Source organism: Reichenbachiella sp. MALMAid0571 (assembly GCF_040151475.1).
In the GTDB taxonomy this organism is placed as follows: Bacteria; Bacteroidota; Bacteroidia; order Cytophagales; family Cyclobacteriaceae; genus CAXBNB01.
Genome location: NZ_JBDKWG010000107.1, coordinates 57,962 through 72,468 on the forward strand (window position 1 = coordinate 57,962; position 14,507 = coordinate 72,468).

Annotated in this window: 14 protein-coding genes; 9 read left to right on the forward strand and 5 right to left on the reverse strand. The window is 37.8% G+C overall.

Going from position 1 to position 14,507, the window contains the following annotated elements:
- Positions 1-64: 64 nt before the first annotated feature.
- The gene (locus tag AAOP42_RS05700; protein ID WP_349527503.1) at positions 65-1,306 is read right to left on the reverse strand and encodes a competence/damage-inducible protein A; all 1,242 of its coding nucleotides are present in this window, start codon (positions 1,304-1,306) and stop codon (positions 65-67) included.
- A gap of 235 nt (positions 1,307-1,541) precedes the next feature.
- Between AAOP42_RS05700 and AAOP42_RS05705 the strand changes: the two genes are divergently transcribed.
- The 3 genes from AAOP42_RS05705 to AAOP42_RS05715 all read left to right on the forward strand — a co-directional run bounded on the left by AAOP42_RS05705 (position 1,542) and on the right by AAOP42_RS05715 (position 3,864).
- Positions 1,542-2,261 (forward strand): DUF4197 domain-containing protein, encoded by a 720-nt coding sequence (locus AAOP42_RS05705; RefSeq protein WP_349527504.1) that lies wholly within the window; start codon positions 1,542-1,544, stop codon positions 2,259-2,261.
- A gap of 116 nt (positions 2,262-2,377) precedes the next feature.
- Positions 2,378-3,106 (forward strand): MlaE family ABC transporter permease, encoded by a 729-nt coding sequence (locus AAOP42_RS05710; RefSeq protein ID WP_349527505.1) that lies wholly within the window; start codon positions 2,378-2,380, stop codon positions 3,104-3,106.
- Positions 3,103-3,864 (forward strand): ABC transporter ATP-binding protein, encoded by a 762-nt coding sequence (locus AAOP42_RS05715; protein ID WP_349527506.1) that lies wholly within the window; start codon positions 3,103-3,105, stop codon positions 3,862-3,864. The genes AAOP42_RS05710 and AAOP42_RS05715 overlap by 4 nt, the downstream gene beginning before the upstream one ends.
- 50 nt (positions 3,865-3,914) lie before the next feature.
- On the opposite strand, the gene AAOP42_RS05720 is transcribed toward AAOP42_RS05715, so the two are convergent.
- Complete coding sequence (locus AAOP42_RS05720) at positions 3,915-5,312, reverse strand: Gfo/Idh/MocA family protein (RefSeq protein ID WP_349527507.1); 1,398 nt, start codon at positions 5,310-5,312, stop codon at positions 3,915-3,917.
- A gap of 220 nt (positions 5,313-5,532) precedes the next feature.
- Here AAOP42_RS05720 and AAOP42_RS05725 point away from each other — a divergent pair, with 220 nt between their 5' ends.
- On the forward strand, positions 5,533-6,810 hold the full coding sequence (locus AAOP42_RS05725; protein WP_349527508.1) for an acetylxylan esterase: 1,278 nt from the start codon (positions 5,533-5,535) through the stop codon (positions 6,808-6,810).
- Positions 6,811-7,272: 462 nt separating this feature from the next.
- Here the strand turns inward: AAOP42_RS05725 and AAOP42_RS05730 are convergent, their stop codons facing one another.
- Positions 7,273-8,361 carry a hypothetical protein gene (locus AAOP42_RS05730; protein WP_349527509.1) on the reverse strand — a complete coding sequence of 363 codons (1,089 nt, stop codon included), beginning with the start codon at positions 8,359-8,361 and terminating at the stop codon, positions 7,273-7,275.
- A 148-nt stretch (positions 8,362-8,509) separates the two neighbouring features.
- A complete protein-coding gene (locus tag AAOP42_RS05735; RefSeq protein ID WP_349527510.1) occupies positions 8,510-9,220 on the reverse strand; it encodes a sialate O-acetylesterase in 711 nt (236 codons plus the stop codon).
- 234 nt (positions 9,221-9,454) lie between these two features.
- Between AAOP42_RS05735 and AAOP42_RS05740 the strand changes: the two genes are divergently transcribed.
- Genes AAOP42_RS05740 through AAOP42_RS05750 form a run of 3 tightly spaced genes read left to right on the forward strand, consistent with a single transcriptional unit; the run spans position 9,455 to position 11,872 of the window.
- Positions 9,455-10,870: an MBL fold metallo-hydrolase gene (locus AAOP42_RS05740; protein ID WP_349527511.1), complete on the forward strand. Its 1,416-nt coding sequence runs from the start codon at positions 9,455-9,457 to the stop codon at positions 10,868-10,870.
- Between the two features lie 11 nt (positions 10,871-10,881).
- The gene (locus AAOP42_RS05745; protein ID WP_349527512.1) at positions 10,882-11,448 is read left to right on the forward strand and encodes a YeeE/YedE family protein; all 567 of its coding nucleotides are present in this window, start codon (positions 10,882-10,884) and stop codon (positions 11,446-11,448) included.
- Between the two features lie 10 nt (positions 11,449-11,458).
- Positions 11,459-11,872, forward strand: coding sequence for a DUF6691 family protein (locus tag AAOP42_RS05750; RefSeq protein ID WP_349527513.1), 414 nt, complete (start codon positions 11,459-11,461; stop codon positions 11,870-11,872).
- 47 nt (positions 11,873-11,919) lie between these two features.
- Here the strand turns inward: AAOP42_RS05750 and AAOP42_RS05755 are convergent, their stop codons facing one another.
- A complete protein-coding gene (locus AAOP42_RS05755) occupies positions 11,920-13,416 on the reverse strand; it encodes a TPM domain-containing protein (protein ID WP_349527514.1) in 1,497 nt (498 codons plus the stop codon).
- A gap of 251 nt (positions 13,417-13,667) precedes the next feature.
- On the opposite strand from AAOP42_RS05755, the gene trxA reads away from it, so the two are divergent.
- Positions 13,668-13,967 (forward strand): thioredoxin, encoded by a 300-nt coding sequence (gene trxA, locus AAOP42_RS05760; RefSeq protein WP_349527515.1) that lies wholly within the window; start codon positions 13,668-13,670, stop codon positions 13,965-13,967.
- A 59-nt stretch (positions 13,968-14,026) separates the two neighbouring features.
- Positions 14,027-14,377 (forward strand): rhodanese-like domain-containing protein, encoded by a 351-nt coding sequence (locus AAOP42_RS05765; protein WP_349527516.1) that lies wholly within the window; start codon positions 14,027-14,029, stop codon positions 14,375-14,377.
- Positions 14,378-14,507: the final 130 nt, after the last annotated feature.

The following is a 14,507-nucleotide window of genomic DNA, read 5'->3' on the forward strand; positions in this document are numbered from 1 at the left end:
ATTATTTTACTTTTGGGATTTGTATGTGCAAAGTTAAGGATTTAGGGACGATTTTTCATATAAATTACAAACTAAGCCTGATCAAATTCAACGCATTGACGGCAGTATGTTTTATATTAAGTTCTCGGGTTCCTGCCAAATTTAATTTTATGGTTTTGGTCTTGTCTTTACTGGAAAAAGCGAGCCATATCGTGCCTACAGGTTTTTCTTCTGTGCCTCCTGATGGCCCGGCTATGCCGGTGGATGAAAAACCTATGTCGGTTTCAAGGTTTTTTCTTACTCCTTCGGCCATTTCTATGGCAGTTTCTTCACTTACCGCTCCAAATTCCTTCAGGGTTTCAGAGCGTACGCCCAACTGTTTCATTTTGACTTCATTGCTGTAGGCAACTACCGCTCCTTTTAAGTATTCGCTACTTCCGGATACAGAAGTCATCAGGTGAGAGATGTACCCGCCGGTACAGCTTTCAGCGAAAGCAATCGACAATCCTTTTTCCTTTAAGATCATGCCGATAGCTTCTTCCAGTTCTACATTTTCATACCCAAAAATGTACTTTTCTATGGTTGGAAAAACTTTGGCAAACTCATCTTCTATTTCCTTTTCCAGTATTTTTTTATCTACACCTACTCCCGTTAATCGCAAGCGCACCTGCCACATGCCCGGTAGATAGGCCAATTTGATGTGAGAAGGTAAATTGTTTTCCCATTCAGCAATTTCATCTGCCAGCCATGATTCTCCTATCCCTACAGTTCGGATCATTTTGTGATGAATGACGGGAAGTGAAAATTTTTCCTTTAATCTTCCCAATACAGTATCAGTTACCATCGCTTTCATTTCAAATGGTACACCAGGCATAGAGACATATATGGTATTGTTTTCTTCAAACCACATGCCCGGAGCAGTACCGTATTTGTTTTGAACTCTTGTACAATTGGTAGGTAGATCTGCCTGTCCCCAGTTCAATTCATTAAAAGGGCGGCCTATTTTTTCAAAGAAACTTTTGACTTCATTGAAGGATACATCATTTCGTCTGAGTTCTACTCCGAAATATTTAGCCAATACTCCTTTGGTTAAATCGTCTTTTGTAGGTCCTAATCCACCCGTAATCAGGATGATGTCAACCCGACTTTCAGCTTCTTTCAATGCTGTTACTATTTCCTGTGCTTTGTCACTGACTGATGTCTTGCGCCTTGTTTTGATGCCGATTTTATCAAATTCGGCACTTATCCACTGGCTATTGGTATCTGTAATTTGGCCAAATAAAATTTCATCACCAATGGTAATTATCTCTGCAAAAATTTCTTTCATTTTGTGTTTTTTGAATACTAAAAACCCCATATTGATGGTTAGGGTTCAAACCGACGAATTTATTTCTATTATCTTGAAATAGAAGTATTTTTTCTGTGTAATCTGAAGCTGGTATTTCAATATCGAAATGCGGACTTCAACTTTTTTACATGATTTATACGATTATTCAGAATCAAAATTGTTTTCCAACGTATATTCGAATTCTATTTTTAAAATGACAGTAAATTACAGTCTCATGAAATACGTATCTATTTACATTATTAGTTTTTTGATACTTGCTTCTTGTACTGCTCAGCAGTTGCAGCAAGCGCAAAAGACAGTTGGTGACTATTTAAATGAAGAAACTCCTCTGACATCCGGAGATGTAGCTTCCGGGTTGAAGGAAGCACTTGTACAGGGAATAACCAAAGGGTCGAACAGTGCCAGCCAATTGGATGGTTATTTTAAAAACCCTCAAATAAAAATACCTTTTCCTCCCGATGCTCAAAATGTTGCGGACAAACTGACTGCTATTGGCCTTGGTGGTGAAGTAGATAAGTTTGTAATGACGCTGAATCGTGGAGCAGAAGCGGCAGCCAAAGAAGCCAAGCCGATATTTGTAACTGCTATCACGTCTATGACCATCGAAGATGCATGGGACATATTGAAAGGTGAACCGAATGCAGCAACCGAATATCTAAAGAAAACCACTAGTGCACAGTTGACTACTAAATTTAAGCCCGTAATGAAAAATTCTTTGGATGAAGTAAATGCTACAAAGTATTATGGAGACTTAGTAAACAAATACAACAAAATTCCTTTTGTTCAAAAGGCTAACCCTGATCTGGATGATTATGCCACTCAGTTGGCAATCGATGGTTTGTTTACTTTGATAGCAAAAGAAGAAGCTAATATACGAAAAGACCCACTTGCCAGAACTACAGATCTATTGAAAAGAGTATTTTCCAGCCAGTAATGGAGTATAGTTGATTTTTATTCAACTTTGAGACTTTTAAAGTATGTGAGATTACAGCTTTAAAATTTGTTCCTTGACTTGGAACTTTATTATTTTGGTGTCTAAAATATCGTCTGTTGAAGAGCCTAGGAAAATACATCATATTCATTGCCACACTTTTTGTTAGAAGAGAGTCTTTAGGAACTTATGTCAGACTTGTTTTTGATGAATCTGTGAAGATTGGGGTCAATTCCATCTTCATTTTTGCTATTGTCTCCTCTTTTATGGGGGCGGTTACTACTATCCAAACAGCATATAATCTCATTAGTCCTTTGATTCCTGATTATGTGATATCTCTGGTGGTGAGGGATATGACTATATTGGAGTTGGCACCAACTATTATGGCTATTGTTTTTGCCGGAAAAGTAGGGTCGAATATCGCAGGGGAGTTGGGAACTATGCGCATCACAGAGCAAATAGATGCACTGGAAGTGATGGGAATAAATTCTACTTCCTATCTGGTGTTGCCCAAAATCATAGCCGCACTGTTTATGTATCCCATGTTGGTGGTACTGGCTGGATTCCTTTCCATTTACGGAGGCTACCTGGCAGGTACGTTGACAGGAGTGATCACCGGAACAGAATTTATTTATGGTATTCGTTATGATTTTGTGGAATACAACATCACTTTCGCATTGATCAAATCCTTTGTTTTTGCTTTTTTGGTTGCTTCTATATCAGCATATAAAGGTTTTTTTACCGAAGGAGGAGCATTGGAAGTCGGAGTTGCCAGTACCAGTGCTGTGACAAATAGCTGTATTGCCATTTTACTTGCTGACTATCTTTTAGCCCAGTTGCTGCTATGATCGAAATTCAAAATATTCACAAGTCTTTTGATGGCAAGCAAGTCCTTCATGGTATTAGTGCCACTTTTGAGCAGGGTAAAACCAATCTGATCATTGGAGCGAGTGGTACAGGTAAAAGTGTATTGTTGAAAAACATAGTAGGGTTGATTCAACCTGATGCTGGAAGCGTGCTTTACGATGGCAGAGATTTTACTTCAGGTGACAAAGTATTAAAAACTGATGTTCGTCGGGAAATTGGTATGTTGTTTCAGGGCGGAGCTTTATTTGATTCCAAAAATGTGCAGGAGAATGTAATGTTTCCGCTCAATGTGTTGACCAAAATGCCCAAAGATGAAAAGTTGGATAGGGTAAATACTTGCTTGGCTAAAGTTGGTTTGGAAAACGTAAACAAGAAAATGCCTTCTGAAATCAGTGGAGGTATGAAAAAAAGAGTGGGAATTGCCCGAGCTATTGTCAACCATTCCAAATATTTATTTTGCGATGAGCCTAATTCGGGACTTGATCCGCAAACGTCAATTCGTATAGATAATCTGATCAAAGAGATTACCGAAGAACTAAATATTACAACTGTAATAGTGACACACGATATGAATTCCGTGATGGAAATTGGCGATTATGTCATGTTTATCCATCAGGGACATAAGCTTTGGGAAGGCAATAATCAAAATATTTTCGATTGTGAGGTGAAGGAACTGGAAGATTTCATATTTGCCAACAATTTGATGCGGGCGATAAGAGATCAAAATAGAAAAAAATAAAACTCGTCTTTAGAAAAACGAGTTTTATTTTGATAGATATTTAAATTCGGTTATCCAATTACATCTAATGGTTTTGTGTTTTTCCAGTTGCCTCTGGTGAAATCAGGGAATGCCTGAGGATCTCCGTCCTGAGCTACTGAAGCTTCACTCAATGGGCCAACTGCACTCCAAAAACAGCCTTCATATACATTTTGATCGATAGGTTGTCCCTTTCGCAAGCACTCGATTATACGGTAACGCATGATAAAGTCCATACCTCCATGTCCACCCATTTTCTTGGCAAGTTCGCCCAGACGAACGTAAAGTGGATGTTCGTATTTTTCATACATTTCCAGCAATTGATCTTTTTCAGCCCATTCATGATGACTGTCCGTAGCAGTGCCTACTCCACCTTCCAATGCTATGCGATTAGGGAAGCCGGCTAATGTTCCTTTTGTGCCCTGTATTAAATTATGTCTCGTGTATGGTCGTGGGCTGGTTTCATCCCATTGCACCATGATGGTACGACCCAGTGTAGTTTTGATAATGGAAGTATTTATGTCACCCCCTTTGTAATCGAACTTGTTCCATTTGTGGTCTTTATCATAATTTTTGGCTGCATATAACTGACGGCCTTTTGCAGGAGAAGAAAAGGAAACCATTCGTTTGAAATTGTCTTCACCACGTCCCAGATTCATGTATTGAGCTACTGGCCCCAGCCCATGAGTTGGATAAAGATTTCCGTTTCGTTTGGCATAATGAGGTGTTCTCCATGATCCCGTACCTCTTTCTACCTCATTCATCTGACCTCTTAGCTCATGGATGTAAGCAGCTTCACCATGTAGCAATTCACCTATTACGCCTTGTCGGCACATGTTGAGATACAGCAATTCCTCACGTCCGTAGTTGACGTTTTCCATCATCATACAGTGCTTTTGGGTTTTCTCAGAGGTGTCAACGATATCCCACATTTCTTTAATAGTAATTGCGAGAGGTACTTCTACAAAAGCATGTGCCCCCTGCTTCATTGCCTCAATAGCCATTGGTGCATGCAGTTCCCAGGGAGTACAAATAAAAACCGCATCAGGTTTTACTTCCCTGAGCATTTTTTTCCAATCGTTTTCTCCTCCGGTGTATAGTGCAATATTCTTGTGTCTGTTACCTTTTCCTTTTTCAACGCATACGTCAGCAGACCTTTTTGCCCAATCCTCATACAAGTCACAGATGGCAACTACCTCTGTACCTTCTATCTCTGCTATCTGCTGTGCATGTCCCGACCCACGGGCACCCACTCCGATGAAGGCGCAACGTACAGTCTCTAATTTAGGAGCAACAAAGTCTCCCATGTATTGAGCTCCGGTAGCAGGGGGTGGAGTGATACCCTGAGCATTGGAAAATATAGGTGCTACGGCCAGCCCTGCACCGGCCAGTGAGGTCTTCCTAAGAAAATTTCTTCTACTTGAATTCATAATTTTGAAATATAGTTTGACTTACAAGACAGCAAAATAATAAATAAAAGGGGGACAAATGGGGGAACAAATGGGGGAATGCAATAAATATTTTCAATTTTGGTAAAAATTTATTGATTTGAAAGAAAAAAACTTTCTTTTACTTAATTTACTGGCATATTAACCCCTATGTTCGAGTATTCTTATTAAGAAACCATTCTATTTATAAACACTTTATTCAATGAAGCCTAAAAAAATATTTTCAACTTTTTTAATTCTTTTCATTTCTGCTCAGCTCATCGCACAGCCTCGCCGGGAGTTGGTGAAAGTAATCGTAACACCCAATCATACTGACTGGAACTATCAAATAGGAGAGCAGGCAGAGTTTTCCATTTCTGTGATGAGAAACAATGTACTGATGAAGGGAATTGAAGCCAGTTATGTAATCCAACCCGAGTTAGTGGAGGTATGGGATGAAGGCAAGCTGGTTTTGAAAGATGGTACAGGAAAAGTTAAAGCTAAAAAATTTAACCAGCCCGGATTTCTTCGGTGTACTGTTTCAGTAGAAGTAGATGGTAAAGAATATTCCACTTATGCCACTGCAGGTTTTGAGCCTGATAAAATAAAGCCAACGACTACATTGCCTGCCGACTTTGAGGAGTTTTGGAACAAGGGCAAAGAAGAATTATCGAAAATACAGATCAATCCGGTGTTGACTCTAATGCCCGAAAGGTGTACTGCTACCGTGGATGTTTACCACGTGCAAATAGACAATATCAAGGGAAAGATTTTTGGGATTTTAAGCAAGCCAAAAAAAGAAGGAAAATACCCGTCAATCTTGCACGTGCCCGGAGCTGGAATCCGTCCTTATTATGGAGATGTGTGGGAGGCAGAAGCCGGTTTTGTATCTTTTACCATTGGCATTCATGGTATTCCCGTCAATCTTGACAAAAGTGTATATGACAACCTGCAACAGGGGGCATTGAGTAACTATTGGACAACCAATCTTGATGATAAAGACAATGCATATTTCAGGCGGGTTTACCTTGGTTGTGTCAGAGCAGTCGATTTTATTGAAAGTCTGGACTCCTATAATGGTAAAATTGGTGTAACAGGAGGGAGTCAGGGTGGAGCACTATCAATTGTTACTGCTGGCCTGGACGACAGGATTGATTATCTGGCGGCTTTTTATCCTGCCTTGTCCGACCTTACTGGTTTTTTGCATGGACGTGCCGGAGGGTGGCCAAAAATATTCAGAGACGACTACACCAACAAACCTGAGAAGGTGGAAACGTCAAAATATTTTGATGTGGTAAATTTTGCCAGATTCGTGAAAGTACAGGGATGGTACAGCTGGGGATACAATGACAATGTGTGCCCTCCGACTTCCATGCACTCGGCATACAATGTCATTGATGCCAAAAAGGAACTTCACGTTTTCCCGGAAACTCAACACTGGACATTTCCCGAGCAGCATGAATTGAAAAACGAATGGTTTTTTGAAAAACTTCGTGAGTAGAGGATGAGGTAGTGATTTGAAAATATCCAGTTTAATTAAATTTCCTTGACCCTTTCAGAAAATAATAAATGAAATATCCAGAAGATATACGCATAAAAAAATCTATTATAGAATAAATCTGTTTTCCAGCTTGATCTTTAAGACTGTGAATCGGATTCAATAGGTTGAGTGCATAAGCCAAAGAACAAGAAGGACTCCAATCAAAACAAATATCTAATCCAAGATTAGGATTATGGTAAACCAATAAAGGAAAGAAAAAAAGGAAATGTAAAGATATGAGCCAAATTAATGAACGAAATGGACTTGTGCCAAATCTAGAAAACCACATGTTTGTTCCCAAAATCAACCAGTCTACCAATTGTGAATTTGATAAAGATATTTTGAATGGTCTTAAAGAAATTTTTGATTTTAAATAATAGTAGAATGATTTAAGCTCACTAATTTTAAATATGTCGGCATAAATTAAGTTTTCAAATATAGTTTTAATTGTCTACTTGTTTCTATAAGTTCCAAATATTGGTCGCTTTCATCAATGGAATTATTAGAGGATTTTAGGGAGAAATTTCGTGACCAATGGATATATCCAAATTTCAAAAAATCAAAATTGCAGTTTCTTAATGATAGTTGTTCAATTGTGATTTCTGATAGACTTACATTACAATCAATATCTTCAAATGATAAGTAATTCAAATTACTTAACCTATTAATTACGATAGAGCTATTTTTATTGATGCTTTTAAGCTTGAGATTATCAATTTCAGAAGAGCCAATAAATATTTCTCCTGAAGCTTTATATTCTGATATTTCTAACTCATCTATCTCAGAACCACCGCTAATTTTGATGCTTGAAGGGAGTCGGTTTTCGTAAAATGAAATATGACTAAAACCAATTTTATTAGATATTAGATGATTCGCAGTAATACTGTCAAATCCCCTGTTAATGGACAGTGTATTTATTTGGCAATAATCTAGAGCTAAATTGAATCTCCATCCACCAATGACACTTAATCTCTCAATAATGCAATGAGAATGAAATTTAGCCTCCTTAACCTGCGCTTTGAGTTCTAACTTTAAATTTCCAATTCTAGTTTTAAGGCCACTGATATCAAGGGTATAAACATTTTTTATATCTGTCAATTCTTTGATCTTACAATTGGTAATTTGTAAATGCGACAATGATTGTGGCTTAAAAGAGATGTTCTCATTGAAAGTACAATTATCTATTCTCAACAAATGGTGTGAGTGTGATGGATGTAACTCAGAAATAAATGGCTCATCTTCAAAAAAGCAATTATAGAAACTTATATTTCCATTAGAATTCAGGCTTAAAATGAACCCTTTCAAAAACACACAATCGTGAAACTCTACATCAAATCCACATAATATTTCAACCTTTTCTAAAAATTGACATTTTTTAAATGGAAGTCTTTCTCGTACTGTTAATTTTTCATTATAGTAATAGAGGAAATTGTGATTTTTTGGTACGGTTTCATGTTGTTCTGTAAAATTTACTTTGCTTCTATATTTAGATAAGCTATCGTGCAATTTCATAAGTGAATATAGCTATTATTTTTGTCCCTAATTGAATGAAAAAAAGCCTAATAAATAATGATTGTTAGGGGATGAAAGTACCAGACATAAATGTATTCATGCATATGTTGGTATTATGACCACTATTGGTATGAATCTTTTGACTTTGCTACTCATTAGTTTCTATTAACTCAATTGATTTTTCAGCAAAACGTTTGCCCATGGTTATATATCCTTCAGCAGACATGTGTAAATCATTGCTTATTTCTTTTCCATTTCTATTAAGTCCATCATTTAGATCATCAGTATCGATCCACTCAAAACGAGGATTTGACTCGGCTACTTTCACCTGAATGTCTCTGATCATTACCCAGTGAGGATACTTTTCACCCAACATATCAAAATCACTTAATCTCCCAATAATGAAGTTTATTTCCTTACTTTTTAGGTCATTACAAAGTTGATCATAAAGTCCGATCAAACTTTTTTGGTAAACTTCTCCGTGTTTTTCTTTTGCATCACGCTCACCCTGCATCCAGATAAATGTGATCGAAGCGATTTTCTCCTTATCAATAGCCGCATAGACTTTGGTCAATAAACTATCGTACAGGTCAGGTTTAGCACCAGGCTCATTTCCTTCTAATGGTTTCCAATTCTTGTACCAACGTCTGATAGGCTGACCTCCCAGTGCATCTTTTACGATAATTACATTTTCTTTTCCAAATTTCTTTTCAATGGCAGGAGTAAAAGATTCCTCTGGTTTCAAGCCTGCCATATTGGATTGTCCGGAGAGTATAAACAGGTGTTTACCTTCCTTTGAATTACAAGATTGAATTGTGAGTATTATCAAACAGATAATTAAAATTGTATGTGCTCTCATGGATTTGTAGTAAATATGGGATTATTTCTATTGTACTTGTGGTAAAAAACAGGTGGTAAGTTAAACACTTTTCAAATTATTGATTTCCTATTATTCTGAAACCGGATAATTTATCAGGGTGAATTATGAGATAATGTATAATGCAAAATTGAGTGTGTAACCTTTGTTACGGATTCCGTTATTAGATTGCTGTAGCTTTGTCTTTTATATTAAGAACATAAAAAAAACACAACGATGAAAATAGAGCAGATTTATACAGGCTGTTTGTCACAGGGGGCCTACTATATAGAAAGTGATGGACAAGTAGCGATCATTGATCCTTTGAGAGAGTCAGCTCCTTACATTAGCAAGGCGGAGAAAGATGGTACTCAGATTAAGTACATTTTTGAGACTCATTTTCATGCAGATTTTGTGTCGGGTCATGTTGACCTGGCAGAAAAAACAGGTGCTGAAATAGTATATGGTCCCGGAGCTAAAACATCATACGCCATCCATGAAGCCAAAGATGGTGAAGTGTTGGAGTTGGGGAAAATTAAGATCAAGGTGCTACATACCCCCGGTCATACTATGGAAAGTAGCTGTTTTCTTTTGTTTGACGAAAATGGAAAGGAGCATGCACTTTTTTCTGGTGACACACTATTCATAGGAGATGTAGGCCGTCCGGATCTGGCAATCAAAAGTGATTTGACCAAAGAAGATTTAGCAGGTTATCTATTCGACAGTTTGAGGGAAAAGGTAATGATATTGCCTGATGATGTAATAGTGTACCCGGCTCATGGTGCCGGATCGGCCTGTGGGAAAAACCTGTCATCTGATACCTGGGATACCCTGGGGCATCAAAAGGAAACGAATTATGCATTGAGGGCTGACATGACAAAAGAAGAATTTGTGAAAGAAGTAACTACAGGGATTTTGCCTCCTCCTCAGTATTTTGCTAAAAATGCTATGATGAATAAAGTAGGGTATGAGAGTTTGGATGAAGTATTGAAACAAGGGGATGTGCCACTGGATGTTGATACTTTTGAATCGTTGGCCAACTATGAAGGAGCCTTGGTATTGGATACGCGCAATAAAACTGATTTTACGAAGGAGCATATACCTAACTCTATCTTTATAGGTGTCGATGGTTCTTTTGCACCCTGGGTAGGGGCATTGATTCCAGATTTAAAGCAGCCTATTATTTTTATAGCAGATGAAGGTAGAGAAGAAGAAGTAGTTATCAAGTTGTCTCGGGTTGGCTATGATAATACTCTGGGGTATTTAAAAGGAGGGATTGATTCCTGGAAAAAAGCAGGAAAGGAAACCGATCATATAGAATCGGTAAGTGCTGTGGAACTGGCTAAAAAAACAAAAGACGATCAGTTTGTAAATATTCTTGACGTTCGCAAACCTGGAGAATTTGATTCTGAGCATACCGAAGGAGCAATTTCGTTTCCCCTCGATTTTTTTAATGATAAAATTGATGTTTTGAGCCGGGACAAGCAATATTTCGTTCATTGTGCGAGTGGCTATCGGTCTCTTATTGCCACATCAATATTAAAATCAAGAGGTTATCATAATCTGGTAGATGTTGACGGAGGCTTTGATGCAATGAAAAAAACTGATATCGCCAAAACAGTGTATGTTTGTCCTACTACCATCACCGTATAGAATTGGGTCATATGATAGAATTTTTAAGTAAACCCTGGCCTTGGTATATTTCCGGACCATTGATTTCACTGGTAATGTTCACAATGCTGATACTTGGCAAAAAGTTTGGAGTCTCCAGTAACTTGCGAACCATTTGCTCTATGGCTGGGGCAGGAAAGTTTGCAGAATTTTTTAGGTTTGAATGGAAAAAAGACATCTGGAATCTAATTTTTATATTAGGGGCAGTCATTGGAGGTTTCATCTCACGAGAATTTTTGACTACTGATCCTTCGGTGGCTATTTCTGCTCAAACGATAGCGGATTTACAAGTCCTTGGGGTTGCAAACCCGGGCAATGACTATGTTCCGGTTGAAATATTCAATTGGAATACCTTATTTTCTTTGAAGGGCTTTCTGCTGGTGGTAGTTGGCGGAGTGCTCGTAGGCTTTGGAACCAGGTATTGTGATGGATGTACATCTGGTCACGGAATCAGCGGCTTAAGCAACCTGCAATTGCCTTCTCTTATTGCTGTGATTGGATTCTTCATTGGAGGTCTGTTTGTCACTTTCTTTGTTTTACCTTATATATTGGCCCTATAAATACTCTCCAATGAAGTATATAAAATTTTTAGTTGTTGGGATATTGTTCGGAATTATATTAAGCAAGTCTGAAGCAGTATCGTGGTTTAGAATTTATGAAATGTTCAAATTTCAGTCGTTTCACATGTATGGAATTATAGGTTCAGCTGTGGTAACGGGTGCCATTGCGATTGCTATTATGAAAAAGATGAATGTGAAATCTACTGATGGAACAGAGATCAGCTATAGCGTAAAGCCCTTAAGCATTAGCAGGTATTTATTTGGAGGAACAATATTCGGGATGGGCTGGGCGATGACAGGTGCATGCCCAGGGCCTACTTTTGTATTGGTTGGTCAGGGATTTGGGGTCTTTTTAGTCGTAATAGCCAGTGCTGTTTTTGGGACTTTTTTATATGGTTTGGTGAAAGATAAGTTGCCACATTAAGCCCGATAACTGTTTAACTCTTTTGAGTCACCTTCTTTTTTACGTTTTTATTTTTCAATAATCATTTTGTCAGAAAGCTCATTGGTGTCGTCAGTTCTAACAATAAAACCATTCTCAAGGAGTAATTTTTTGCATTCGTGAATGGCTGATACCAGGCCTTCAGCGGGACTCCCCTGCTTGATGCCATCAGTTACCAGTTTCAGTACATTGTTCCAGTCGCTTTGTTCTATCACAGAACTGATCCCTTGATCCCCAAGTACCTGCACTCTTTTTTCCATCTCGCTGATATAAATTAATATGCCAGTTCGATCTACGGTATTGAATATTTCTTCTTGTAAAAAGATATCTCTTGCTCTTGTAATTACCCTGTGATCCATGACATTCAAAGGTACAAATGCCAACCTCACGGTAGGAAAGAAGTAGGAGATGACCAAACCGGAAACCATAAGAAGAAATATTGACATGGCCATATTCATGATCGAAAATGTGGGAGGAAGCAACCATAAGTATGAAAGTGACATAATAGATACTAATCCCAACAGGCCAAGAGTGGTGGCAAGTTTCCAACTACCTTGCTGGTAAGCATCACTATTTCTGCCAAAATAGACTACTATTTCTCCTGAAGATTCCAATTCCAAATCTTTTACGGCTTGTTCTACATTGCTTTTTTGCTCGTCGGTAAATATAAATTTTTTGTGCGTATCAAAAGAAAAGGCTCTCCAGTCTCCGGAAGCTCCTCCTCCAATAAATGAACCTCCTCCAAGGGAGAAAGAGCTGTCGGATGAATTGCCTCCGGCACCTTCGGTTCCTTCATTGTATCCCCCACCATAAGCACCACCGCCACCGCGGGTAGATCTGCCGAGCAATGAGAAAAGAGATAACACTAACATCAATATACTATAGGTAATGCTTCCGAAAATAAGCCAAAATATTACAGCTACCCCCACTGCTAGTGCCAATTTGATTCTGATTGTTTTGATAAAACCACTCAAAAAGCTTAATGCTACCAGAACAATTAGAATGGACAGTATAGGGTAGTTTTTAGGGTTAAATGTGGACGTCTTGGAAATAGAATTGCCTTGAGAAAGAGATACTATGGAGTCCATTCCTTTGCTGATGCCTTGCGCAACTCTGCCACTTCTCATTTCCGGGATAATTATCTTATTAACGATTGCTTTTTTATCATCATCGGTAACACTTTTGCTTAGTTTCTCGTCAGTGGCAATCCATATTTTCCGGTCTTTTAAGGCAATTAAAACTACCGCATTTCCTGAAGAGTCTTCTTTTTTCCAACTTGCCAACAATTGACTTGCTTCTTTTTCTACACTTTCTGTCTTTATAGCCTTGGTTAATGTAAGAGACATTTTGATCCCATGACTCTTTTCTAGTTCAGACAGTTTGATATTTAAATCAACAATTTCTTGTTTACTAAGTTTGCCGGTTTCATCATTTAGAATACTGTTTTGAGCCTGAATTCCTGTGATAAATACCAGATAAAATAGAAATGCAAATGGAATAATATATTTTAAGTATCGTTTTTTCATTGTGGTAGAGCTTGGTTACAATTAAGTCTAAATCTAATGACAAATGATTATAGTTTTAAAATTAGACATATAAATTTAGATCGGATTTATTTTTAAGTAAAATTGGAAAAAGTCGAACGGAACTAATGATGGGTTTTGTGAAACAAGCCCAAACAATAACGAGTATTGGTTTATTTACAGTTCTGTAACCAAAGTTACTGGATTTGGAATTATTTGAGTGCAATTTTGTGTTGTATGTAAAACAGATAATTATGGCAAGTTTTGTAGATATTATAAATTCCGACAAACCAGTGCTGGTAGATTTTTTTGCCGAGTGGTGTGGACCGTGTAAGATGATGGCTCCAGTATTGGAAGAGTTAGTAGGAGAACTGAATGAAAGCGGTAAAGTGATCAAAGTTGATATTGATAAAAACCCCAATGCAGCTTTGAAATACCAGATTAGGTCAGTGCCGACATTAATCTTATTCAAAAAAGGGCAAATTCTTTGGAGACATTCCGGTACTGCAGGGAAAGAGCAACTCAAACAAATGATTCTTAGTCACGCTTCATAATGGGAGTATTGGGTGTTTTTTCTTTCCTTATATTGAATGCTTCATTGTTTTTTCAGGACATGTCAAAAAAAGAAAAAGCCTATGATCTGATGCTCCAAAATATGCTTTCTCATACTGTAGAGGAAATCAAAGTAGAGGAGGCAGATACTATACAGGATATAATTTGGCTGGATGCAAGAGAAAAAAAAGAGTATGATGTGAGTAAAATCAAAAATGCCGTTTGGGTGGGATATGATGATTTTGACTTGAAAAGAGTGACTAATATTGAGAAGGATCAAAAACTCATAGTGTATTGCTCTATAGGATATAGAAGTGAAAAGGTGGTAGAAAAACTGAAAAGTGCCGGATACAAAAATGTAAAAAATTTATATGGCGGTATCTTCTCCTGGGTTAATAAAGACAATAACTAAGCATTCGTGCGGCCGATAGGCCAAGCATGAATGTAGTGTTGAACGAACCGTAGTTGGTATTTGGCAGATAGTCTTATGGGTTTTTCGGTCTGTGGATTTGGTTGACCTGTAGATTTAAGTAGGTCTTTGA